General features: G+C 69.3%; 20 protein-coding genes and 1 riboswitch. Of the genes, 4 read left to right on the top strand and 16 right to left on the bottom strand.

What is annotated here, in order from left to right:
* Positions 1-155 precede the first annotated feature (155 nt).
* From GR168_RS11875 to GR168_RS11855, 5 genes are all read right to left on the bottom strand, one after another.
* Positions 156-2,564 carry an excinuclease ABC subunit UvrA gene (locus GR168_RS11875; RefSeq protein ID WP_238994885.1) on the bottom strand — a complete coding sequence of 803 codons (2,409 nt, stop codon included), beginning with the start codon at positions 2,562-2,564 and terminating at the stop codon, positions 156-158.
* 206 nt (positions 2,565-2,770) lie between these two features.
* The gene (locus tag GR168_RS11870; protein ID WP_058250458.1) at positions 2,771-3,181 is read right to left on the bottom strand and encodes a VOC family protein; all 411 of its coding nucleotides are present in this window, start codon (positions 3,179-3,181) and stop codon (positions 2,771-2,773) included.
* Between the two features lie 19 nt (positions 3,182-3,200).
* Positions 3,201-3,632 carry a helix-turn-helix transcriptional regulator gene (locus GR168_RS11865; RefSeq protein WP_058250457.1) on the bottom strand — a complete coding sequence of 144 codons (432 nt, stop codon included), beginning with the start codon at positions 3,630-3,632 and terminating at the stop codon, positions 3,201-3,203.
* A gap of 18 nt (positions 3,633-3,650) precedes the next feature.
* Positions 3,651-5,315, bottom strand: coding sequence for a phospho-sugar mutase (locus GR168_RS11860; RefSeq protein ID WP_159371906.1), 1,665 nt, complete (start codon positions 5,313-5,315; stop codon positions 3,651-3,653).
* A gap of 11 nt (positions 5,316-5,326) precedes the next feature.
* Positions 5,327-6,556, bottom strand: a complete 1,230-nt coding sequence (locus tag GR168_RS11855) for a sugar phosphate nucleotidyltransferase (protein WP_068970052.1) — start codon at positions 6,554-6,556, stop codon at positions 5,327-5,329.
* A gap of 28 nt (positions 6,557-6,584) precedes the next feature.
* On the opposite strand from GR168_RS11855, the gene GR168_RS11850 reads away from it, so the two are divergent.
* The gene (locus tag GR168_RS11850; protein ID WP_159370790.1) at positions 6,585-7,817 is read left to right on the top strand and encodes an NAD(P)/FAD-dependent oxidoreductase; all 1,233 of its coding nucleotides are present in this window, start codon (positions 6,585-6,587) and stop codon (positions 7,815-7,817) included.
* A 19-nt stretch (positions 7,818-7,836) separates the two neighbouring features.
* On the opposite strand, the gene GR168_RS11845 is transcribed toward GR168_RS11850, so the two are convergent.
* The 6 genes from GR168_RS11845 to GR168_RS11820 form a co-directional block, all read right to left on the bottom strand.
* Entirely contained in the window at positions 7,837-8,844 is a 1,008-nt protein-coding gene (locus GR168_RS11845) for an oxygenase MpaB family protein (RefSeq protein WP_058250453.1), read from the bottom strand.
* A 99-nt stretch (positions 8,845-8,943) separates the two neighbouring features.
* Positions 8,944-9,690: a VOC family protein gene (locus GR168_RS11840; RefSeq protein ID WP_159370789.1), complete on the bottom strand. Its 747-nt coding sequence runs from the start codon at positions 9,688-9,690 to the stop codon at positions 8,944-8,946.
* Positions 9,687-10,010, bottom strand: coding sequence for a hypothetical protein (locus tag GR168_RS11835; protein ID WP_137810802.1), 324 nt, complete (start codon positions 10,008-10,010; stop codon positions 9,687-9,689). The genes GR168_RS11840 and GR168_RS11835 overlap by 4 nt, the downstream gene beginning before the upstream one ends.
* A gap of 36 nt (positions 10,011-10,046) precedes the next feature.
* Positions 10,047-10,268: a DUF3263 domain-containing protein gene (locus GR168_RS11830; RefSeq protein WP_065632045.1), complete on the bottom strand. Its 222-nt coding sequence runs from the start codon at positions 10,266-10,268 to the stop codon at positions 10,047-10,049.
* Positions 10,269-10,468: 200 nt separating this feature from the next.
* Complete coding sequence (locus GR168_RS11825; protein WP_159370788.1) at positions 10,469-11,605, bottom strand: DUF475 domain-containing protein; 1,137 nt, start codon at positions 11,603-11,605, stop codon at positions 10,469-10,471.
* The gene (locus GR168_RS11820; protein WP_058250449.1) at positions 11,602-11,883 is read right to left on the bottom strand and encodes a hypothetical protein; all 282 of its coding nucleotides are present in this window, start codon (positions 11,881-11,883) and stop codon (positions 11,602-11,604) included. The genes GR168_RS11825 and GR168_RS11820 overlap by 4 nt, the downstream gene beginning before the upstream one ends.
* A gap of 391 nt (positions 11,884-12,274) precedes the next feature.
* Between GR168_RS11820 and GR168_RS11815 the strand changes: the two genes are divergently transcribed.
* Positions 12,275-12,619, top strand: coding sequence for an RNA polymerase-binding protein RbpA (locus GR168_RS11815; RefSeq protein WP_058250448.1), 345 nt, complete (start codon positions 12,275-12,277; stop codon positions 12,617-12,619).
* Positions 12,620-12,699: 80 nt separating this feature from the next.
* Here GR168_RS11815 and GR168_RS11810 read toward each other — a convergent pair whose 3' ends face one another.
* The 5 genes from GR168_RS11810 to cobN all read right to left on the bottom strand — a co-directional run bounded on the left by GR168_RS11810 (position 12,700) and on the right by cobN (position 21,418).
* Positions 12,700-13,518, bottom strand: a complete 819-nt coding sequence (locus tag GR168_RS11810) for a polyprenol monophosphomannose synthase (RefSeq protein WP_058250447.1) — start codon at positions 13,516-13,518, stop codon at positions 12,700-12,702.
* Positions 13,502-15,196, bottom strand: a complete 1,695-nt coding sequence (gene lnt / locus GR168_RS11805; protein WP_159370787.1) for an apolipoprotein N-acyltransferase — start codon at positions 15,194-15,196, stop codon at positions 13,502-13,504. Before lnt ends, GR168_RS11810 begins: the two co-directional genes overlap by 17 nt.
* Positions 15,193-16,827: an amidohydrolase gene (locus GR168_RS11800; protein WP_159370786.1), complete on the bottom strand. Its 1,635-nt coding sequence runs from the start codon at positions 16,825-16,827 to the stop codon at positions 15,193-15,195. The genes lnt and GR168_RS11800 overlap by 4 nt, the downstream gene beginning before the upstream one ends.
* Before the next feature lie 108 nt (positions 16,828-16,935).
* Positions 16,936-17,445, bottom strand: a complete 510-nt coding sequence (locus GR168_RS11795; protein ID WP_058250590.1) for an FxsA family protein — start codon at positions 17,443-17,445, stop codon at positions 16,936-16,938.
* A 163-nt stretch (positions 17,446-17,608) separates the two neighbouring features.
* Complete coding sequence (gene cobN / locus GR168_RS11790; RefSeq protein WP_159370785.1) at positions 17,609-21,418, bottom strand: cobaltochelatase subunit CobN; 3,810 nt, start codon at positions 21,416-21,418, stop codon at positions 17,609-17,611.
* 71 nt (positions 21,419-21,489) lie between these two features.
* A riboswitch (cobalamin riboswitch) is annotated at positions 21,490-21,567 on the bottom strand.
* Between the two features lie 60 nt (positions 21,568-21,627).
* On the opposite strand from cobN, the gene cobG reads away from it, so the two are divergent.
* Both cobG and GR168_RS11780 read left to right on the top strand, forming a co-directional pair.
* Entirely contained in the window at positions 21,628-22,788 is a 1,161-nt protein-coding gene (gene cobG, locus GR168_RS11785; protein ID WP_159370784.1) for a precorrin-3B synthase, read from the top strand.
* 13 nt (positions 22,789-22,801) lie between these two features.
* Positions 22,802-23,425 carry a precorrin-8X methylmutase gene (locus GR168_RS11780; protein WP_159370783.1) on the top strand — a complete coding sequence of 208 codons (624 nt, stop codon included), beginning with the start codon at positions 22,802-22,804 and terminating at the stop codon, positions 23,423-23,425.
* The last annotated feature ends 9 nt before the right edge of the window (positions 23,426-23,434 follow it).

Raw genomic sequence — 23,434 nt, 5'->3', positions numbered from 1 at the left:
TCAGGGAGCGGTTGGGAGGCCATCGCTATCGCTCCTCGCACCTCAGGGAGCGTTGGAAGGCCGTCGCTACCGCTCTACGCACCTCAGGGAGCAGCGGGGGCGCTCCTTCGGATAGGGAGCAGTGGGAGGCGCCGCTTCTCGCCCGCACCCCAGGGTCAGGCACCGACGTACTCGGCGAGGTGCTCACCGGTGAGGGTCGATCGGTTGGCGACGATGTCGGCGGGCGTGCCCTCGAAGACGATCCGGCCGCCGTCGTGGCCGGCGCCCGGGCCGAGGTCGATGATCCAGTCGGCGTGGGCCATCACGGCCTGATGGTGCTCGATGACGATCACCGACTTCCCGGAGTCGACGAGACGGTCGAGCAGCCCGAGGAGCTGTTCCACGTCGGCGAGGTGGAGGCCCGTGGTGGGCTCGTCGAGGATGTAGACGTCGCCCTTCTCCCCCATGTGACTGGCCAACTTCAGGCGCTGGCGTTCGCCGCCGGACAGGGTGGTCAGCGGCTGACCGACCTTGATGTAACCGAGCCCGACGTCGACCATCCGGTGCAGGATCTTGTGCGCTGCCGGGAGTTTCGCGTCGCCGTCGGCGAAGAAGGCCTCCGCCTGGGCGACCGACATCTCGAGGACTTCGCTGATATTTCTGCCGCCGAAGGTGTAGTCGAGCACCTCGGCCTGGAAACGCTTGCCCTCGCACACCTCGCAGGGTGCGGCGACGCCGGCCATCATCGCGAGGTCGGAGTAGACGACACCCGCACCGTTGCAGTTGGGGCAGGCGCCCTCCGAGTTAGCGCTGAACAAGGCCGGTTTCACGCCGTTGGCCTTGGCGAACGCCTTGCGGATCGGTTCGAGCAGACCGGTGTAGGTCGCCGGATTGGAACGCCGCGACCCCTTGATGGCGCTCTGGTCGATGGAGACGACCCCGTCCTCCTTGGCGACCGTCGAGTTGATCAACGAACTCTTGCCCGAGCCCGCGACGCCGGTGAGCACGACCAGCACACCGAGCGGGATGTCGACGTCGACGTCGCGCAGATTGTTGGCGTCGGCCCCGCGGACCTCGAGATGGCCACTGGGCGTGCGGACCTCGTCCTTGACGGCGGCGCGGTCCTCCAGGTGGCGCCCGGTGAGCGTGTCCGCGGCCCGCAGTTCGTCGACGGTCCCTTCGAACACGATCGTGCCGCCGTCGGTGCCCGCTCCCGGGCCGATGTCGACGACGCGGTCGGCGATCGCGATCACCTCCGGCTTGTGCTCGACCACCAGCACCGTGTTGCCCTTGTCCCGCAATGCGCGCAGCAGATCGTTCATCCGGGTGATGTCGTGCGGGTGCAGACCGATCGACGGCTCGTCGAACACATAGGTCACGTCGGTCAGCGACGAACCGAGATGCCGGATCAGCTTGGTGCGCTGCGCCTCTCCGCCGGACAGAGTGCCGGCCGGGCGTTCCAGGGACAGGTAGCCGAGTCCGATGTCGACGAACGCGTTGAGGTGGTCTCGCAGCGCGGTGATCAGCGGGGCCGCGGACGGATCGTCGAGTTCGGCCACCCACTGGGCGAGATCGCTGATCTGCATCGCGCATGCGTCGGCGATGCTGATGCCCTTGATCTTCGACGAACGGGTCTCGGCGGTGAGGCGGGTGCCCTCACAGTCCGGGCACTTCGCGAAGGTGATCGCCCGGTCGACGAAGGCACGGATGTGCGGCTGCATCGCCTCACGGTCCTTGCTCAACATCGACTTCTGGATCTTCGGGATCAGACCCTCGTAGGTGATGTTGATGCCCTCGACCTTGATCTTGGTGGGCTCTTTGTAGAGCAGGTCGTTGAGCTGCTTCTTGGTGTACTTCGTGATCGGCTTGTCGGGGTCGAAGAAGCCGCAGCCGCGGTAGATCCGGCCGTACCAGCCGTCCATCGAGTAGCCGGGGATCGTCAGCGCGCCCTCGTTGAGCGACTTCGACGAGTCGTACAGCGCGGTGAGGTCGAAGTCGGAGACGTCGCCGCGGCCCTCGCATCGTGGGCACATCCCGCCGGTGATGGAGAAGCTCCGACGCTCCTTGACCTTCTGCCCGCCCTTCTCGATGGTCACCGCACCCGCCCCGCTGATCGAGGCGACGTTGAACGAGAAGGCCTGAGGCGAACCGATATGCGGAGTTCCCAAGCGACTGAACAGGATACGCAGCATCGCGTTCGCGTCGGTGGCCGTGCCGACGGTCGACCGAACGTTGGCACCCATCCGCTCCTGGTCGACGATGATCGCCGTCGTCAGACCCTCCAGGATGTCGACGTCCGGACGAGCCATCGACGGCATGAATCCCTGGACGAACGCACTGTACGTCTCGTTGATGAGGCGCTGGGATTCCGCCGCGATGGTGCTGAAGACCAGTGAACTCTTCCCGGAACCCGACACCCCGGTGAAGACCGTCAGCCGACGCTTCGGCAGATCGACGCTGACGTCCTTGAGGTTGTTCTCCCGGGCGCCGTGGACGCGGATGATGTCGTGCGTGTCGGCGGGGTGGATGCCGTCGGCCCGCACGGCGTCGACCTTCCGTGCGGGACGGGTGGCGGTTCGGCTCATCGTCTCTCCATCAATGTGGCGACCGCGGGCGGGCGGTCGTCGGCGTTCGGGGTGCTCGTGTCATTCCGGAGGTCCGTTGCCGCGAGGTCGGTGCGCGGACTCCCGGTCGATCTAACCAGGGTGGCGGGCGCCGGCGCGGGGTGTTGTCGGTCGATGACCGCGCCGAGTGCTTCCGGGGGCGGGTATCGACCGGGGCCGCACATCTCTCAGCCGGCCTGGTCGATACGGATGAGGTTGCCCGCCGGGTCACGAACGGCGGCGTCGCGAACGCCGTACGGCTGATCCATCGGCTCCTGCACGATGTCGACGCCGCTTGACTGCAACTTGTCGAACAGCCCGTCGAGGTCGTCGGTCGCCAGCGTCAGCGCGCCGTAACTCCCCTTGGCGATCAGCTCGAGGATCGTCTGGCGTTCCTCCTCGGAGATACCGGGATCGGCAGCCGGCGGATGCAGGACGATCGACGTGCCCGGCTGTCCGGGCGGGCCGACGGTCAGCCACCGCATGCCCTCGTAGCCGACATCCTTGCGGAGTTCGAAACCGAGGAGGTCACGGTAGAAGCCCAAGGCGGCGTCGCCATCGGTGTGTGGGAGGAAGGTGTACTGGATCGTGATGTTCATGGGATCAGGCTAGGCAGTCTCACCCGCGCTGTGCTTCTCGATTCCTGATCGGTCTCGTGATGTTCTTCGCCAGGCACGCCGGTATGCCGTCCGTCGCGTCGGCCGACTGTTCGCGATAGACCGTCGGCGGTACCCCGACGAGTTCGGTGAACCGGGTGCTGAAGGTGCCCAACGACGAGCAGCCCACCTCGAAGCAGACCTCGGTGACGGTCAGGTCGCCGCGCCGCAGCAGCGTCATCGCCCGTTCGATGCGGCGAGTCATCAAGTACGAGTAGGGCGATTCGCCGTAGGTCTGGCGAAACTTGCGGCTCAGGTGACCGGCCGACATGTTCACCCCGCGCGCGAGCGCCTCGACGTCGAGCGGCTGCGCGTACTCGCGGTCGATCCGGTCGCGGACCTGACGCAGCAGGGTCAGGTCGCGCAGGCGCTGATCGGAATCGGTTCGCGGCACGGATTGATCGTAGTGCGCTCAGACCCGGAGCACCGCCGAGATGTCCGCACCGAGGGCGTCGAGACGGCGTGCGGCCTCGTCCCGCGGTACGGCGCCGTCCGAGCAGTCGAGGACGACTTCGAGATAGCACTTCAGCTTCGGCTCGGTGCCGGAGGGACGCACGACGACGCGGTCGTCGGCGGCCGTCCGCACCAGGACGCCGTCGGTCGGCGGGAGATCAGCGGATCCATGTGCCAGGTCGCGGTTCTCCACCACCGGCGAGCCGGCCAGTCGTTCGATCGGTGACGAACGCAGGCGCTGCATCATCTCGCCGATCAGCGCGGGGTCCTCGACGCGGATCGTCAACGGTGCGGTGGCATGCAGGCCGTGGCGACGGGCGAGCCGGTCGAGCTCGTCGGTCAACGTGCGGCCATCCCTCCCGAGTTCCTCGACGAGGGAGATGACCCGGACCATCGCACCGATGCCGTCCTTGTCGCGGACGGTGTCGGGGTCAGTGCAGTAGCCGATCGCCTCCTCGTAACCGAAACGCAGGCCGGAAGTCCGGGCGATCCACTTGAATCCGGTGAGCGTCGCCGCGAACCGTAGCCCGTGGTCCGCGGCGATCCGGCCGAGCAGCCGGCTCGACACGATCGAACACGCCAGGGTGTCACCGGGGCGCGTCGCATCCCGTGCCGCCTGCTCCCCCAGCAGCGCGCCGATCTCGTCGCCGGTGAGCTGTCGCCACTGCCCATCGGGACCGACCGTCGCCACCGAGCAGCGGTCGGCGTCGGGGTCGAGGGCGATCACGACGTCCGCGTCGACGTCGCGTGCGAGATCGAGTGCGAGGTCGAGGGCACCGGGCTCCTCCGGGTTCGGGAACGGCACCGTCGGGAAGTCCGGATCGGGAGCGGACTGCGCCGCCACCACGTGGACGTCGCCGATTCCCGCGGCCCGCAACACGTCTCGGGCGACCGCACCCCCGACCCCGTGCATCGGCGTCAGTACGACGCGCACCGGCGACGGACCGCCGACGGGTCGTAGCCGCGCGGTGCGCTCGACATAGGTACGGACCGTCTCGTCATCGAGGTGGATGACTGCCGCGGAGTCGCGGGGCACCTCGTCGGCGGGCGGCGCCTGCGCGATCCGGTCCGCGATGTCGGCGTCGGCCGGCGAGATGATCTGCACTCCCCTGCCCGCATCGTCGGTGACACGCCCGCCGAGATACACCTTGTAACCGTTGTCGGCCGGTGGGTTGTGCGAGGCGGTGATCATCACCCCGGCGTCGCAGTCGAGCGCACGCGTCGCATGAGCGGTGACCGGCGTCGGCAACCGGGGTGGCAGCGCGAACACCGTGAGCCCTTGCGCCGCAAGCACTTCGGTTGCCGCATCGAAGAACTCGGCCGATCCGTGCCGGGCGTCGCACCCGACCACGACGCGCGCGTCGGGACCGACCGTGTCGAGCAGATACCGCGCGACACCGGCCGTGGCGCGGGTGACCACGGCGACGTTCATCCGTGACTCGCCCGCACCGACCTCGCCGCGCAGGCCGGCGGTGCCGAAGGTCAGCGGTCCGTGGAAGCGGGCCGCGAGATCGTCGGCGGCGGCGACGTCACCGGTCACGGCCGCGTCGATCAGATCGGTCAGCACGGCTCGGGTCGACGGGTCCGGATCGTGGTCCCGCCAGTGCCGCGCGGTCGCGAACAGGTCGGCCCGGGTCACCGGATGCGGCGACCCGGCTCGACGCGGTCTCCCAATGCCACCCGGGCACCGCGCAGGATCTGCGTATCCATCCCGACCAACGTGATCTTCTCGGTCGGGACCGGGCGTGTCCGCGGGTGCCCGCCGATCACCGCGTTCGGGCCGACGCGCACCCGTTCGTCGAGGACAGACCATGCGACCGACGCGCCGGCGCCGATGACAACGTCACCGAAGATCACCGAATCGGCCACGACCGCACCCTTTTCGACGACCACCCCCGGTCCGAGAACGCTGCGTCGGACCGTTCCGTGCACGTGAACGCCGCTGCTGACGAGACTGTCCTCGACGACCGCCCCGCTCTCGATACGCGCGGCCGGGCGCTGCGGCTGATTGGTGAGGATCGGCCGGTCGGCGCGGAAGACGTCGAGGGACCCGGAGATGAGGTCGCGGTGCGCCTGCAGGTAGGTCTCAGGACGGCCGGCGTCGATCCAGTACCCCGGCATCGCGTGGGCCACCGTCTTGCCGCGGTCGACGAACCAGGGCACCAGGTGTTCGCCGAAGTCGCCCAGGCCGGTGTCGTCCTTCGGGGACCCCTCGGTCGTCCGGCTCTCCAGGTACTCGAGGCCCTCGATGAGCACGGCCGGGTCGTAGACGAAGATCTCGGTGGCGATCGTGCGCGTCGTGGCGCGTTCGGGTTTGTAGCGGAACTCGCGGACGGTCCCGTCGCGGCGGGCTTTCACGGTGGCGTGCTGCGCAGCCTCTTCGAGAGGACACGTCGTGGTGACCACAGTGCATTCGGCGCCATGGCGGCGGTGGGTCTCGATGGCGTCGCGGAAGTCGAAGTCGTAGACGTGGTCGGCGCTCATGACGATGACCTCGGCCGGTGCGTGGGCGGCGATGCGGCCGCGGATGCGATACAGCAGGTCGGCGTTGCCGGTCGCGAAGCCGTCTTCGGTTTCCGGGGCGTCGGTCTGCTCCGGCATCACCACGCGCAACCCGCCGCTCGTACGGTCCAGATCCCAGGGACGGCCACCCGCCACGATCTGGGTGATGGTCTCGGCCTCGTACTGCACGCACAACCACACGTCGTCGATGTGACTGTGGTGCAGGTTGGAGAGCGGGAAGTCGATGAGCTGATAGTTGCCCGCGAACGGCAACGCGGGTTTCGCCCGCCGATCGGTCAGCACCTCCATCCGCGAACCACGTCCACCGGCCTGCACGATCGCAAGAACCTCCGAATACCGCATCACCCCAGTCTGCCCCACGCCGCCGGGTTTGCCCGGATACCGTGGCCGACGGAACTCGACGACAAGCGACGAGGAGGTACGAGCAGTGACGCACATCCACCGGGCCGAGCACGCGACGACGGAGCGTGTGGAGGTCGACTGCCTCGTGATCGGCGGCGGCATCGTCGGGCTGGCGGTGGCGCGGGCATTCGCCCGGCGAGGACGCGACGTCGTCGTTCTCGAGGCCACCGATTCGGTTGGCGCGCAGACGACCTCGCGGAGCTCGGAGGTGATCCACGCCGGCATCTACTACCCCGAGGGCAGCCTGAAGGCGGAACTGTGCGTCCGCGGTCGCGAGCAGTTGACCCGATTCTGCGACGAGCACGGCGTCTCGTGGGCGCGGCCGGGCAAACTCATCGTCGCCACCGACGGCACCCAGAGCGAACGCCTCGACGTCTTGCTCCGACACGGTCTGGCCAACGGCGTTTCCGACCTTCGACGGATCGGAGTGGACGAACTGCGCGACCGGGAACCGGCGGTCGAAGGCGTCGCGGCACTGTTCTCACCGTCGACCGGGATCGTCGACGTCGACGGTGTGGTGCGTGCACTGGTGCGTGACCTGGAGGCACACGGTGGCGCGATCGCGTTGCGCAGCAGAGTGATCGGCGGACAGATCAACGCACACGGCGTCACCGTGCAGACATCGGACGGCGAATCGGCCTCCGCCCGGACGCTCGTCAACTGTGCCGGGATCGGCGCGTGGGAGGTGGCCCGGGCGCTGGCCGGCTTCGGCGGCCGGATCCCGCCGCGCTTCCTCGCCAAGGGGAACTACTTCGGGTTGTCCGGCGTCCGGGCGCCGTTCCGTCACCTCGTCTACCCGATCCCCGCCGACGGCGGATTGGGCGTGCACTTCACGATGGATCTCGCCGGCGAGGCCCGATTCGGCCCCGACGTCGAATGGCTGAACTCGTCCCCCGACGAGACGATTGCCGGAGAGGTACTCGACTACGCCGTCGACGAGGCGCGCGCCGACGCATTCGAACGAGCCATCCGCACGTACTGGCCGCACTTGCCGGCCAACGCCCTGGTGCCCGCCTACGCCGGGATCCGGCTTAAGGTCGCCGGGCCGGGTGCCGGTGCCGGTGACTTCGTGATCCAGGGGCCGCGGTCACACGGCATCGCGGGCCTGGTCAACCTCTTCGGTATCGAGTCGCCGGGCATCACGTCATCGTTGGCGATTGCCGACCATGTCGTCGGTCTGGTCACGCCCCCGACGACGTGACCAGACCGACCGGGAGCGCTCAGCCCTGGTGCGCCGCACCCTCTTTGGGGTGGTACTGGTAGGCAGCGCTTGCCTTCTCGCGAACCTTCATGGCCTGGATCGCGTCGTGATGACGCCGGGCGTGATAGGCCAGCGGGAAGTACGTCAGCCGCTCCGGCAGGGTGCGGTAGGCGAATCGTAGATTGCGATGAATCCGCTCGAGGTGACGCTGCTCGGCGTCGGACCAGCTCAGGCCCAGGATCTCCCGCACGCGCGGATCCATGACGCCGACGGTGGTCAGGTAGTTGAAGTTCTGGAACGGCACCGACGCGGTGGCAGCGGCCTTCTTCACGGCGGGGCGCAACGCCTTGGGCACCGACTTCGGGACGACGGGCGCGGCGCGCATCTGACCGATCAGTTCCAGCGCGACCGGGTGCCGGACGAGCTTGTTCTCGATGAAATCGTCGAAGTACTCGTCGAACTCCTCGAGGGTCTCGGGGTAGTTCTTCATCGGTACCTGGACGATCTTGGCGATGCGGCGGTTGTCCCGCAGGAGTTCTTTGCGCTCCTCGAGGGTGAAGTGCCGGCCCAGCACCAGCGGCGCGGCGGTCTCGATCGTGGGTAGCGCGGTGGCGATCACCCAGGCGTACGCCTCCGGGTTGAGTGCACTGATGTGCTTGCCCTCCGAGTTGCGCATCTGCAGCGGCTGGTGCAGCTTGCGGAGACGCTTGCCCTCCTCGAGAGCCTCCTGACCGCCGTAGGTCCAGCGCAGCACCGAGTCGGCGGAGCGGATCGCACGTCCCACGGGATCGGTGCGGAAGACTGAATACTTGTCGACGACATCGCCGATGACGGGGTGCATCACCTGCATCACGAACGCCGCCCCGTTGATCGGGAGGAACGTGTACATGCCGGTGAGCTTGGCGGTCAGCGAGTCCGGCGGGATCAGTTCGATCTCGTCGTCGCGGTGGTTGAGCAGCGGCTCGCCCGCCACGAAGTCACTCGCTGCGGGTTCGGACGCTGTCCGTTCTTCGTGTACCGCGGTCATGGTGCCCCCAACATCGGTCTCGGATACTACTAATTCGACAACATTCGTAGTCAGATTAGCGCAGGCGTTCCCGAAAACCCACCTTTTGTCGGATTTCGGCTACTGAAGCGAGTCGGCTCGGGCGTCGGGGCCGATGACCACGGTCCGCGTGGCGAGTTCGCGGTGGCGAACCGTGAAGATCCGCGTGCCCTTCTTGCGTCCGCTGCGGACCTCGCTGAGATCGAGTCCGTCGGCCGTCAGACGCGCGTGGGTCGTGTCCACATCGGTCGACCGCCATGCCACACCCCAGAGCAAGACCGGCGACGACGGCACCGGGTCGGCCGGCGGGCGGGGCGCGGCGACGACCTCGACGATCAGGTCGTCGCGCCGGAAGAACAGCTGACGGGCGTCCTGCCCGATCGGCTGGTCGAGACGGAAATCGAGGCCGAAGGTACCGGCGAACAGCGCGACGGCGACATCGCGGTTGTCGCAGGTGAAGACCAGATGGTCGAGGCCGGTCAGATCGCCGTCGGCGGCGACTCCGGATTCGTGTCGTTCGGCGATCCCGACCGGACTGGTCTCACCCAGCGCTCCGAGGACGGTGTCCGCGAGCGGATACCCGCGCCGGCCGAGTAGACGCCGGGACGCGGCGACGTCGTCGACCGTGAAGTACACGTCGTGGGTGTCGGGCTCGCCGCCCGACGGCCGGATCGAGAGGGCGACGTTGCCGAGGTTCACCACTCGCCGGCCGTCGGCGCCCGTACCGACCTTGTGTCCGAGCAACCGCTGGTAGGTCTCGGCGGTCATCGACGGGTCGTCGCTCGCGAGGTCGACGAGTGCGTGCGGGCCGGCGGGCGGAATCGTCACCGCTTCTTCTTACCCTTCCGACGACGAGCCGGCGCCGGCGGCACCCGTCGATGGATCAGTTGCGCCGAGCTGGTGATATGCCAAGCGCGACAGGAGCACTCGTAGTAGCGCAGCTCCGGAGCGGTACCGACGAGGTGGCGCCGGAGTCGATCGATGCCCTCGCGAGCGTCGGCCGGCGAGGCGAACGGCAGTTTGTCAGGCGTCGGGCAGGCCGGATAGTCGACACCGGCGCGGCGCCGCCGTCGAGGTTGCTCGCGGAACGCCGTGCGTGCCTCGACATCGCGATAGAACGCTTCGAGATCGTCATCGGAGAAGGGCACCCGTCGATTATCCCCCGAGCCGCGCGCGGGCTGGGATCAGCGGGCCATCCACAGCCGACGGCGGATGACCTGGCGCATGCGGCGCAGCTCCGCAGCGGTCAATCCCGACGGCGGGTCGGTGTCGACGAGGCGGTCGACCTGGGAGAAGAAGTCCCGATCGGTGAGGCCGAACTCCTCGACGATCTGCCGGGAGGAGCCCCCGCCCAGGGAGTACCAGTCCGTCTCGAACTGGATCATCTGCTGCTGTTTGCTGTCCATGAAGACCACCGAATCTGCGTTTTCGACCTGAAACCCGGACTTGTGCCGCGGAGCCACTCGGCTTCGGCTCCTGCGTGACACACGTCACCGACGTCGTCATTTCTACACCTGTCGACCGACAGAAGACAGCAGGCGGCCCATGCTGATTCCAAAGGTCCCGCAGATGTTCATCGCACGTTCGAGGACGGCCGCGGAGAAGCTCAGACCGCCAGTCGATCGCCGGTCCCGGCACGCGCTTCGCGCCGGTTCGCGCGGATGCTGCTGGCGAGCGACGCGCCGATGAACGCCACGCCGACGAGCCCCGTGATCACCTCGTTGATCTCGATCTCGATGCTGATCAACAGGATTGCGGCCAGCGCGCCGATGGCCCAGTGCGCACCGTGTTCGAGGTAGCGGTACTCCCCCAGCGTGCGCTTGCGGACAAGGTAGATCGTGATGGACCGCACGAACATCGCGCCGATGAATCCGAGCCCCAACGCGATGATGATCGGGTCGGAGGTGATGGCGAAGGCGCCGATCACCCCGTCGAAGGAGAACGACGCGTCCAGGAGCTCGAGATAGAGGAACAGGAAGAACCCGGCCTTGCCGGCGGCCACGGTGACCGGGTGCGGACCGGAGCCGTTCGATCCGGACCTGTGTGAGTCGGGCCCGTCTGATTCCGGCCCGTCAGATTCCGGCTCGGCCATGAACAGCGAGCTGAGCCCGTCGACGGTGATGTAGGTGACCATGCCCAGGATCCCGGCGATCAGGACGGTCGCGCGGCTCTCGTCCGGCGCCAGCAACTCGGCGGTAAGAACCAGCGCGAGGGCGGCCAGTACGACCGCGAGCTGGTCGAGCTTGCCGAGCGTGGCGAGCGGCTTCTCGAGCCACGTGAGCCAGGTCTGTGGGCGCTCGGTGAGCACGAAGTTGAGGAACAGGAGCAGGAGGAACATGCCGCCGAACGCCGCGATCTGCGGGTGGGCCTCGGTGAGGATCGTTTCGTAGCTGGGTTGACCATCGGCGAAATGCGTCTGCCCTTCGGGCGGCGGGTTCATCGCCAGGTCGAGCGCCTCGACGGGGTTGAGACCTCCGGTGATCCACACGATGACCAGCGGGAACAGGAGACGCATGCCGAACACGGCGATGAGCACGCCGACGGTGAGGAACATCTTCTGCCAGAACGCGCTCATCCGTTCGAGGATCGTTGCATTGATGACCGCGTTGTCGAACGACAGGGACACCTCGAGCACGCCGAGGATGGCGCACAGGGCGAGGCCGGTCCAGCCGAGGTAGAGGTAGGCGACGACCAGCGCCACGAGCGTGACGACGAGCGAGGGCGCGAAGATGCGCGCGGTCACCGCAGCTTCTCGGCTTCCCGCGCGAGTTCGAGCAGCGTGTCGGTGAGGTCGGCCAGCACGTCGTGTCCGGCACCTTCGGCCACCGCGGTGCCGAGGTCCTCCGCGGCGCACCGCAGCGCGAACATCCGGTCGCCGAAGTCGGCGGCCTCGGCCGAGGAGAGGATCACCGCGTCGTCGGGAATGGATGTGCCCTCCAGCAGCGTTCTCTGCTCGTAAGCACGCTGCCTGCACGATCGCTTGCAGTACTTCCGCCGACGCCCCATCTCGGAGTCCACCATCGTGCGGCCGCACCAGGCGCAGGCGTACGGCCGACGCCGACGCGATGCGCCCGTTTGTACGCCGTGCGTAGTGCCTGGTTCCACACCGAGACCGTACCGCTGTCACGACCGGCCCCGCTCGCTGCGCTCCCGGCGGCGGCACACACTCGCCCCGCTCGCTGCGCTCCCGGCGGCGGCACACACTCGCCCCGCTCGCTGCGCTCCCGGCGGCGGCCCCGCGGACCGCGGTGGACAACACGGGTCGTCGCCGGTGGCGAACCCACGCAGGAATGCGCGTAGAATGTTCCTGTTGACGACCCGAAAGTCGTGCGCAGCGTTGCGCGCGACCCTGGAATGCAACAGAGATCTCCCGGCAGACCGGGAGATCCGACGAAGTTGAGAGGAACCCTTCATGGCAGATCGAGTACTTCGGGGTAGCCGCCTCGGCGCGGTGAGCTACGAGACCGATCGTGACCACGACCTCGCGCCACGACGCATCGTCCAGTACCGCACCGACAACGGCGAGATCTTCGACGTGCCGTTCGCCGACGACGCGGAGGTCCCGTCGAAGTGGCCGTGCAAGAACGGCATGGAAGGCACCATCCTCGAGGGCGCCGAGCCCGAGGAGAAGAAGACCAAGCCGCCGCGTACGCACTGGGACATGCTGCTCGAGCGTCGCAGCGAGGAAGAGCTCGAAGTGCTGCTCAACGAGCGCCTCGACCTGCTCAAGCAGCGGCGCAAGGGCATCACCAACTGACACCCGCCGGGCGCCCGACGCCCGGAACCGAACAGACCCGGCAGGACATCCCTGCCGGGTCTGTTCGTCTGCTCAGCGGATCATCGCGTCCGGACGAGTCCCCAGCGCTCGAGGCGGCTCTGGACTCCCCAGCGGGCGACCATCGTGAACGCCTCGGACATCACGCCGCCACTCATCTTGGACACCCCGATCTCACGTTCGGTGAAGGTGATCGGTACCTCCCGGACGTCGAAGCCGGCACGCACCGTGCGCCACGCCAGGTCGATCTGGAAGCAGTAACCCGCGGACTCGACGGTGTCGAGCTGGATCTTCTCCAGCACGATGCGGCGATAGGCGCGGAACCCGGCGGTGATGTCGTGGACGCCCGCACCGAGAGCCAGACGGGCATAGGTGTTGGCACCGCGGGAGAGGAACTCCCGGCGCTTCGGCCAGTTCACCAGCTTGCCGCCCGGGACATAACGGGACCCGATCACGAGATCCGCGCCGTCGTTGACGGCGTCGAACAGGCGGTGCAGCTGCTCAGGCGCGTGGCTGCCGTCCGCGTCCATCTCGACGATGACCGCATAGTCGCGGTCGAGTCCCCACGCGAATCCGGCGAGGTACGCCTTGCCCAGGCCATCCTTGTCGACGCGGTGCATGACATGGACCCGGGTCGCCGCGTCGGCCCGGGCGAGGTCGTCGGCGACGTCGCCCGTGCCGTCCGGGCTCGAGTCGTCGACCACGAGGACATGCGCTCCCGGCAGCACGTCCTGTAGACGTCCGATGATGAGCGGCAGGTTGTCGCGCTCGTTGAACGTCGGCACGACGACGAGTGCGCCCGTGCCGTCGGCGCCGACCACGCGTTGCGGCGCGTCGTCGGGCCGCCGCTGCCCTGCCGTGGCGTCAATCCCCGATGCCATCGAGCTCCTTCGTGTCACCGGTCGCCCGTGCGGCGACCCTGCGTGGCCTGAGTGAGAACCTAGTACGCGAGCGCAGCGCAAACAAAAGCCCGGCCACCGCCGCGATGATCGCGATCACCTCCGGCCAGGGGCCCAGGCGGGTCGCGAGGGTCATGTCCTCATGGAGTGGCAGACGCCCGGTCAGCACGTCCGCGGTGAATATGCCGGACTGCTGGCTGATGGATCCGTCCGGCTCGATGACGGCGCTCACCCCACTGGTGGCCGCGACGACCACGGACCGCCCGTGTTCGACGGCCCGGACCTGTGACATGGCCAACTGCTGATACGTCATCTCGGTCCGGCCGAAGGTCGCGTTGTTGGTGGGAACGAACAGCATCTGCGCGCCGTCCCGGACGGATTGCCGAGCGGCCCGATCGAAGGCGACCTCCCAGCAGGTCGCGACACCGACGGTCACCGTCCCCGAGCGACCGGGCACATCGACCACCGTGGGTCCGGTGCCGGGGCGGAAGTCTCCGGCCATGTCCGCATACGACGAGAAGAGGCGGAAGAACGGCCGCCACGGGAGGTACTCGCCGAACGGCTGGACGATGTGCTTGTCGTAGCGGTCGACCGGGCCCTGCGCGCCGTCCCAGACCAGGACCGAATTGGTGGGTCGGCCATCGGGGTTGCGGATGAGCGTGCCGACCAGGATCGGCGCGTCGACGGCCTCGGAGGCCGCGGTGATCCCGGCGGCCGCGTCTGCGTTGTCCAGCGGCGAGATGTCCGAGGCGTTCTCCGGCCACAGGACGAAGTCGGGCTGCTCTGTCTGCCCGGTGTCGATCGCCCGGCCGTAGGACATCGTGGTGCGGACATGATTGTCGAGGACAGCGCGCCGCTGGGCGTTGAAATCCAGACCCAGTCGCGGGACATTGCCCTGGATGGCACCGATCCGGGCCGAGGACGTCGCGATGTTGCGGTCGAGGCTGGCGGGGGTCGCCGCGATGGCCGCGATCGGTGCGAGCAGCGCGATGGCCACCGCGGCGGTCGCGATGCGCACCACGCCCGAGGAACGTTCGGTGGACGGCCCCGGGCCGTCGGCGTGCTCGGGGTCGGAGACGGTCGTCGTGCGCCGGTACGCCCGGGTGAGGATCACGAGCAGCCAGGCGACCGCGGAGCCGAACAGCGCGACACCTGCTGACAACCCCGGCGCGCCGAGCACCGAGGCCAGCGGCAGCAGCGGTCCGTCGACCTGACTGAATGCGGTTCTCCCCCAAGGAAACCCGCCGAACGGAAAGGCAGAACGGAGCGCTTCGACGAGCACCCACGACAGCGTGAACCACACCGGAGGCACCGGAAGCCGCATCGTCAGGGTGGCGATCGCGCCGAACAGCGCGAGATAGACGGCGAGCACCGCGGCCAGGGCGAGCCACGGGAGTGGACCGACGTACACGCCGATCCACGGCAACAGCGGCACGAAAAACGCCAGCCCGAAGACGAAGCCGATCCACGCGCCGGTGCGCACCCGGGGCGACCCGACGAAGAGTGCGGCGAACAACAGGCCGAGGCCGAGGACCGCGAGGAACCACCAGTTGCGGGGTGGGAACGCGGCCCACATCGCGACACCCGCGGCGGCGACGGTCCCGGTACGTGCGAGCCAGGACCGTGAGATCCGGGATCGGGAGACCCGCGGGGGACTCACCCGGCGTCCCGGTCGTACAGGGTCCGGCCCCGGTGCACGGTGCGTACGCAGCGCGGCAGCGCGGCCCCCGGTGAGACGTCCGGCAGCGCGGGCACCCGCGACCGCGGATCGGTCGACCAGCGCTGGACCTTCTCGTGGGATCCGGCGACGACGAGCTCGTCGACCTCCCACACCGCGTAACTCGCCGGGGCGCCGGGCGTCAGGGTCCCGGCGACACCGTCGTTGACTCCCCCGGCCCGCCAGCCGCCGCGGGTCGTCGCGGCGAACGCGCCGCGCGCCGAGATCGCGTTGGTCGGCTGATGATGGTGCACAGCGGCCCGGATGGTCGACCACGGGTCGATGGCCGTCACCGGCGCGTCTGACGAGAACGCCAGGGCGACACCGGTTTTGGCCAGCATCGCGAAGTCGTTGAGGGTGGCCGCGCGGCTCGCCCCGAGACGGGCGTCGTACAGGTCGCCGGGACCGCCCCATTCGGCGTCGAACAACGGTTGCATGCTGGCGATGACGCCGCAGCGGGCGAGGACCTCGGCGTCGGCGGCGGTGACCATCTCGGCGTGTTCGAGCCGGTGCGCACAGCGGGCGAGCGCGGGCGTGCCGAGTTCGTCGGCGAGTTCGGCGAGTGCGCCGACGACCACACCGGTCGCGGCGTCGCCGATGACGTGGAAGCCCGCCTGGATGCCTGCGATCGTGCAGGCGCGCAGGTGATCGCGGATCGCCTCGGCGTCGAGGTAGCTGATACCGCTGGTGTGCGGATCGTCGGTGTAGGGCTCCGAGAGCCACGCGGTGTGGGAGCCGATGGCACCGTCGATGAACAGGTCACCGCCCAGGGCATCGGCCCGGGTGATCGACATCAGTTCGCGGGCGTGGTCGGCGTCGGTGACGGCCTGGCCCCAGTAGCGCCGGATCTCGACGGGATGGTCGAGTTCGGCGAGCGCGAGGAAGTCGTCCATGCCGCTGATGTCCGGTCCGCCGTTCTCGTGCACGGCCACCACCCCGTGGGCGGCGGCCCCGTCGAGCGCGCGGCGTTGTGCACGCTCACGATGCGCCGCGGTGACCAGCAGGCGGGCCGCGCCGCGGACGAGATGGTGGGCCTCGGCGACCAGCGGCTCCTCCGGGTGATACCCGACGGCGTCGGCCAGGTCCGGGATCAGGCGTCGCAGCGCGGTGGAAGCCACCGCGGAGTGCTCGTCGATCCGGGCGAGGTAGACCGGCCTGGTCCCGACGACGGCGTCGAGCTCGGTGGTCGTCGGGAAGCGACCGTCGTCGGGTTCGGCGCCCGCCCAGGTCGAGTCGTCCCAGCCGAGACCCCAGATGAGGTCGCCTCCGTCATGGGCGGATTCGGCGGCCACGGCCTTCTCCACCAGCCGCAGGCAGTGCGTGCGGCTCGACGCCTCGTTCAGGGTGAGGCCGTCGAGTCCGAGCCCGGTGGACGTCAGGTGGACGTGGGAGTCGACGAACCCGGGACTGACGAAGTGTCCGGCGAGGTCGATGACCTCGGCGTCGGGATGGAGTGCGCGGCCGACGTCGTCGGTCCCGACCCAGACGACGATTCCGTCGGTCACGGCCATCGCGGTCGCGTCGGGGGCCGCCGGCGAGTACACGGCGCCGCCGAGAAGCAGTTGGGTTGCCACGATCGTTCAGTGTGCCTTGCCGTCGGAGGAGGGTGGCGAGGGGTCCGGGTGCGTGTGTTCCGGGACCGCGGTGGGTTGTGCTGCGCTCGGGCGCAGATCAGGACCTGTTCAGTGGCCCTGCGGCAGACCTCGGGTCCCGTACGGGGACGACGAAGATCCCGGCTCGGGCGTGTCGGACTCCACGACCGTGCCCTCGACGACGGTTCCGCCACGTCCTGCGCCGTAGACACCGGTGGCGTACATCCCGGCCCGGTCCATCGCGGTCGCCACACGGCGGGCACCCACCGCGGCGACGGCCGGACGCATCACCCGACGGGTGGGCGGGAACAGCAGCAGGGTCCCGGCCACGGTCGACACGACGCCCGGAACGACCAAAAGGATGGTCGACACGGCGACGAGCGCGGTGTCGGCCAGCGGGGCGCGGGCGTCGACCTCGTTTCTCGACGCGCGGCGCAGCTCGTCGAAGACCTTGCCGCCCTGCCAGCGCAGGACGACGAATCCGAGGACCACTGCGGCGAGGCTGATCAACACCGCCCAGCCGAATCCGAGGGTCATGACCATCGCGACGAATGCGGCGATCTCCAGCACGGCATAGGCCGCGAACCAGCGGAGAGCCATCATGCTTCACCTGTCCTTCGGTGCCCTTCGGCACCCGTTGACGTCAGGGTCTGCGTGGACAACGAACGACGACGCGGTTTTGTCCCGGGGGGTGGTTTCGACAAGCTCAACCAGCGCTGGGCGGCTCAGCCGGCGGTGGGCGGCTCAGCCGGCGGCGGGCGGCTCAGCCGGCAGAGGCGTCCTCGCCGCGGCCCTCGATGTCGCCCTCGGTCTGGAGGTAGACGGTGCGGAGGGCGTCGAGGAGCTCGGCCGGCGGTTCGCGCCACATGTCGCGTTCGACGGCCTCGAGGAGACGTTCGGCGATGCCGTGCAACGCCCAGGGGTTGGACTGCTGCATGAACTGCTGGTTCGTCTCGTCGAGGACATAGGACTCGGTGAGCTTCTCGTACATCCAGTCGGCGACGACGTCGGTGGTGGCGTCGTAACCGAAGAGGTAGTCGACGGTGGCAGCCATCTCGAAGGCCCCCTTGTATCCGTGGCGCTGCATGGCCGAGATCCAGCGCGGATTGACGACGCGGGCGCGGAACACCCGGCTGGTCTCCTCCGACAGCGTGCGGGTGCGGACGGAGTCGGGGCGGGTGCTGTCGCCGATGTAGGCCTCCGGCGAGGAACCAGTCAAAGCGCGAACGGTCGCGACCATGCCGCCGTGGTACTGGAAGTAGTCGTCGGAGTCGGCGATGTCGTGTTCGCGGGTGTCGGTGTTCTTGGCCGCCACGGCGATCCGCTTGTACGCGGCGCGCATGTCGTCGACCGCGGGCACCCCGTCGAGGTCGCGTCCGTAGGCGTAACCGCCCCACTCGGTGTAGACGCGGGCCAGGTCCTCATCGCTGCGCCAGTCCCGTGAGTCGATGAGTTGCAGGATGCCGGCGCCGTAGGTGCCGGGCTTGGAACCGAAGACACGTGTCACGGCCCGACGCCGGTCGCCGTGCTCGGACATCGCGGCGCGCACGTGTGCCGCAACGAAGTTCTGCTCGTCGGACTCGTCGTCAGCGGCCGCGGCGAGCGCGACCGCGTCGTCGAGCATCGTGACGACGTGCGGGAAGGCATCCCGGAAGAAGCCGGAGATGCGGACGGTGACATCGATGCGGGGACGTCCGAGTTCCTCGAGGCCGATGAGCTCGAGCGAGGAGACCCGCCGCGACATCTCGTCCCACACCGGCATGACCCCGAGCAGCGCGAGCACCTCGGCGACGTCGTCACCCGAGGTGCGCATGGCGCTGGTCCCCCACACCGACAGCCCCACCGACGCCGGGTATTCGCCGTGGTCGGTCAGGTAGCGCTCGATCAGGGAGTCGGCCATCGCGCGGCCGGTCTCCCACGCCAGCCGCGAGGGCACGGCCTTCGGGTCGACCGAGTAGAAGTTGCGTCCGGTCGGCAGCACGTTGATCAGCCCGCGCAGCGGTGACCCGCTCGGTCCGGCCGGGATGAACCCGCCGTCCAGTGCGTGCAGCACCCGCGGAACCTCGCCGGTCGTCTGACGCAGGCGCGGGACGACCTCGGTCGCCGCGAAGGTGAGCACATCCCCGACCGCGGTGGGCAGTCCCACGGTGGCCGCGGCAACTGCTTCGGTCGACCAGTCGTCCTTGGCGCAGGCGGCGACGAGTTCGCGGGCCTGCGCTTCGACGGCGTCGACAGAACCGCGTTCGGCCGAGCCGTCTTCGACGAGTCCGAGGGCCTCGCGCAGGCCGGGCAGGGCCGACGTGCCGCCCCAGAGCTGGCGCGCACGCAGCATGGCGAGGACCAGGTCGACCTCGGCGTCGTCGCGCGGGGGCTCGCCGAGCACGTGCAGCCCGTCACGGATCTGCACGTCCTTGATCTCGCACAGCCACCCGTCGACGTGCAGCAGCATGTCGTCGAAGACCTCTTCGTCGGGCCGTTCGGTGAGCCCGAGATCGGAGTCCATCTTCGCCGCGGTCAGCAGTGTCCAGATCTGCTGGCGGATCGCGGGCAGCTTCGCCGGGTCGAGGGCGGAGATGTTGGCGTGCTCGTCGAGAAGCTGTTCCAGCCGGGCGATGTCGCCGTAGGACTCGGCGCGTGCCATCGGCGGGATCAGATGGTCGACGAGAACCGCATGAGCGCGGCGCTTGGCCTGCGTCCCCTCGCCCGGGTCGTTCACCAGGAACGGGTAGACGAGCGGGAGGTCGCCGAGGGCGGCGTCGGTCCCGCAGTCCGCCGACATGCCGAGGTTCTTACCGGGCAGCCACTCCAGGTTGCCGTGTTTGCCGACATGCACGATGGCGTCGGCGCCGAAGCCGGTGTCGTGCGCCGCGATCCACCGGTACGAGGCCAGATAGTGGTGCGACGGCGGCAGATCCGGATCGTGGTAGATCGCGACCGGGTTCTCGCCGAACCCGCGCGGCGGCTGCACCATGATCGCGATGTTGCCGAAGGTCAATGCCGCGATGACGATGTCGCCGTCGGGGTTGTGCGTGCGGTCGACGAACAGGTCGCCCGGTGCGGGACCCCAGTGTTCGGTGACCGCCGAGCGTAACCCTTCGGGCAGGGTGTCGAACCACTCGCGGTAATCGCGCGCCGACAGCCGGATCGGGTTGGCGGCGAGGGTCTCCTCGGTGAGCCAGTCCGCATCCTGGCCACCGGTGGCGATGATCTGGTGGATCAGCGCATCCGAATCATCGTCGGCGAGACCGGGAATCGCGTCCGGACCGGACTCCGGGCCGATGTCGTAGCCGGCGTCGCGCATCGCGGCGAGCAGGCGCAGCAGGCTTCGCGGCGTGTCGAGACCGACGGCGTTGCCGATCCGCGCGTGCTTGGTCGGGTAGGCCGACAGCATGACCGCGATCCGCTTGTCGGCGGCCGGGGTCCGACGCAGCCGGGCGTGCGCGGTGGCGATCCCCGCCACCCGTGCGCAGCGCTCGAGATCCGGCTGGTACCAGGGCAATCCGTCGTCGTCGAACTCCTTGAAGGAGAACGGCACGGTGATGATGCGGCCGTCGAACTCGGGCACCGCCACCTGGGTGGCGACGTCGAGTGGCGACAGGCCGTCATCACTGTCCTCCCAGTCCGCGCGGGACCCGGTGAGGCAGAGACCTTGCAGGATCGGGATGTCGAGGGCGGCGAGCCGTTCGATGTTCCACGCCTCGTCGTCGCCGCCGGCCGAAGCGGTGGCCGGGGTGGCGCCACCGGCGGCCAGCACCGTGACCACGAGGGCGTCGGCGGTACCGAGCAGCTCGAGCAGGTCGTCGGGGGCGGTCCGCAGCGACGCGCAGAAGATCGGCAGCGCGCGGGCCCCGCGGTCCTCGATCGCATCGCACAGCGCGGCGATGTACCGCGTGTTGCCCGCCAGGTGCTGGGCGCGGTAGTAGAGGACCGCGATGGTCGGGGCGTCGTCGTTTGGATGGCTGGCGTGACCCTTCGTGACGGCCCTCCGCAAGCTCCGGGCCTCCTCAGGGAGCGGAGAGGAGGCGGCCGTCTGCAAGCTCCGGGCCTCCTCAGGGAGCGGAGAGGAGGCGGCCGTCTGCAAGCTCCGGGCCTCCTCAGGGAGCGGAGAGGAGGCGGCCGGAGAACGTTCGAGCACGCCCCACGCGGGCGTCTGCTGCGGGAGTTCGAAACCGTTGCCGGTGAGCAGGATGGTGTCGGACAGGAAGTGGTGCAGGTTCACGAGGTTGGCGACGCCGCCCGCGGCGAGATAGTCGTGGGCCTGGGCGGCGACGCCGGAGGGCACCGTGGAGTGCGCCATCAGATCGGGGTCGGGCTGCTGCTCACCGGAACAGACGACGAGCGGCTTGCCGGTCGCCTCGACCGCAGCCAGCCCGTCCTCCCAGGCGCGTACGCCGCCCAGGATGCGGACGACGATGAGGTCGGCGTCGGCGGCGAGACGCGGGATGTCCTCGATCAGGATGCGAGAGGGATTCGCGCCGCGGTAGGACACCGACGCGTCGGGCGACGCGTTGCCCTCGTCGGCCGCCGAGGCCGTGAGCAGGTCGGTGTCCGAGGTCGAGAGCAGCAGGATCATCGTGTCTCCTCGCCGGGTTGTCGCGCCCGGTGCGTGTCGGTGCCGTGGGTGGCGGGTGCAGTGCGAGGGTCTGGTCTGACTTCCGGATGTGCGGCCGATGCCGACCCCCGGTCACAGTGGCGCGACCGCGCCGGAATCGCACCGGCTTCAGCCCGCTCGCGGTGCGTTCAGCCTACGGCCACCGCGCCCGCCGGTCGTAGGCTGGTGGGATGAACCAGCGAGCCCGGGCCGCCACCGACCGTTGCCCAGGCGTCTTCGACACGCACCCGGCGGCCGACGGCGCGCTGGCCCGCGTCCGGCTGCCGGGCGGACGGATCCGTCCGGACCAGCTGGAGATGCTCGCCCGGGCAGCCGCCGACCACGCCGACGGGCACCTGGAACTGACGGTGCGCGGCAACCTTCAGCTGCGCGGGATCACCGACGTCGAAGCCGTCGCGCAGGCCGTCGTCGCCGCCGGGCTCGCGCCGAGCAGCAGCCACGACAAGGTGCGCAACATCGAGCTCAGCCCTCTGACCGGCCGCATCGGCGGCGTCGCCGATGCGCGTCCGCTCGCCGCGGCCCTCGACGACGCCCTGCGGGCCGACCCGGCCGCGGCCACCCTGTCCGGCCGGTTCCTGTTCGGCATCGACGACGGGCGCGGTGACATCGCCGGACGACGACCCGACGCGTGCGCGGAGATCCGGGGCGGCACTCCCCTGGCCGCGGATGTGCTCACCGGCGGGACGGCCGTCGGATCGGCCACCGGTACGGAGGCGATCGTACGCGCGCTCATCGCGGTGGCCGCGGGTCTGGGCGAGGTCTCGCCCGGCGCCTGGCGGGTCCGCGACCTCGACGACGACTCCCGGCTCCGGCTCGCGGAACTCATCGCCCCGACGCTGGATCCCGTCCTCGGGGCCGACCCGGACGCGGCACCGGTCGCCTCGGGGGAACCGATCGTCGGCTGGTTCGACCAGGACGACGGCGCGGTGCTGCTCGGCGCGGTCGTCGAGCTCGGACGCTTGCCGGCCCGGCTGGCGGAATTCATCGCGGCCGTGCAGGCGCCGGTCGTGTTCACCCCCGACCGCGAGATCCTCTTGTGCGACCTCGGCGAAGGGGTGGCCGAGACCGTCGTCCGCGTGCTCGCACCGATGGGTCTGATCTTCGACGCCGCTTCGCCATGGGCGCAGGTCAGCTGCTGTGCCGGAGCCCCGGGTTGCTCGTCCGCGCACGCGCCGGTCCGGGACGACCTGATGGCCCGGGTGCAGGACGGCGACCCCGTCGAGGAGCGTGAACACTGGGTGGGCTGCGCCCGTGGCTGCGGGTCGCCGGCCGAATCGCACCTGTCGGTGCAGGCCACGCCCGACGGCGGATACGAACGGCGGCGCCGTTAGGCTCGTTCCCACCATGACCGAGTACCTGCGTGACGGCGCCGCGATCTACCGCCAGTCCTTCGCCACGATCCGCGCCGAGTCCGACCTCTCCGCCTTCGCGCCCGACGTCGCGACCGTGGTCGTCCGCATGATCCACGCGTGCGGCCAGACCGACCTGACGCGCGACGTGGTCGCGACGCCCGGCGTCGTGACCGCCGCGCGCGGAGCCCTCGAAGCCGGCGCCCCGATCCTCTGCGACGCGAACATGGTGGCGTCCGGGATCACGCGTAAGCGTCTCCCCGCGGACAACGAGGTGCTGTGCTACCTGTCGGAACCCACTCTCCCGGCTCTTGCCGAGAAGATGGGAACCACGAGGACCGCTGCGGCCCTGGAGTTCTGGCGGCCGCGCATGGAAGGTGCGGTGGTCGCGATCGGCAACGCGCCGACCGCACTGTTCGCGCTCCTGGACATGATCGACGACGGCGCACCGCGTCCCGCCGCCATCGTCGGGGCACCCGTCGGTTTCGTCGGCGCGGTCGAATCCTGCGCGGCACTGGCCGAACGCGACGACCTCGAATTCATCACGGTCACGGGCCGGCGCGGCGGATCGGCGATCACCGCGGCTGCGGTCAACGCGCTCGCGACCCCGCAGGAATGATGGTGGACT

The organism is Gordonia sp. JH63 (assembly GCF_009856645.1).
Classification (GTDB): Bacteria; Actinomycetota; Actinomycetes; order Mycobacteriales; family Mycobacteriaceae; genus Gordonia; species Gordonia hongkongensis.
This window is presented reverse-complemented; position numbering and strand designations above follow the sequence as displayed.

Bases quoted from the DNA above. Each gene is read 5' to 3' on its own strand.
- GR168_RS11855 (WP_068970052.1), bottom strand. From the start codon at position 6,556: ATGCGGTATTCGGAGGTTCTTGCGATCGTGCAGGCCGGTGGACGTGGT.
- GR168_RS11795 (WP_058250590.1), bottom strand. From the start codon at position 17,445: ATGGCTCTCCGCTGGTTCGCGGCCTATGCCGTGCTGGAGATCGCCGCA.
- GR168_RS11870 (WP_058250458.1), bottom strand. From the start codon at position 3,181: ATGAACATCACGATCCAGTACACCTTCCTCCCACACACCGATGGCGAC.
- GR168_RS11845 (WP_058250453.1), bottom strand. From the start codon at position 8,844: ATGACCGCGGTACACGAAGAACGGACAGCGTCCGAACCCGCAGCGAGT.
- GR168_RS11830 (WP_065632045.1), bottom strand. From the start codon at position 10,268: ATGGACAGCAAACAGCAGCAGATGATCCAGTTCGAGACGGACTGGTAC.
- GR168_RS11780 (WP_159370783.1), top strand. From the start codon at position 22,802: ATGACCGAGTACCTGCGTGACGGCGCCGCGATCTACCGCCAGTCCTTC.
- cobG (WP_159370784.1), top strand. From the start codon at position 21,628: ATGAACCAGCGAGCCCGGGCCGCCACCGACCGTTGCCCAGGCGTCTTC.
- GR168_RS11810 (WP_058250447.1), bottom strand. From the start codon at position 13,518: ATGGCATCGGGGATTGACGCCACGGCAGGGCAGCGGCGGCCCGACGAC.
- cobN (WP_159370785.1), bottom strand. From the start codon at position 21,418: ATGATCCTGCTGCTCTCGACCTCGGACACCGACCTGCTCACGGCCTCG.
- GR168_RS11875 (WP_238994885.1), bottom strand. From the start codon at position 2,564: ATGAGCCGAACCGCCACCCGTCCCGCACGGAAGGTCGACGCCGTGCGG.
- GR168_RS11820 (WP_058250449.1), bottom strand. From the start codon at position 11,883: ATGGTGGACTCCGAGATGGGGCGTCGGCGGAAGTACTGCAAGCGATCG.
- GR168_RS11815 (WP_058250448.1), top strand. From the start codon at position 12,275: ATGGCAGATCGAGTACTTCGGGGTAGCCGCCTCGGCGCGGTGAGCTAC.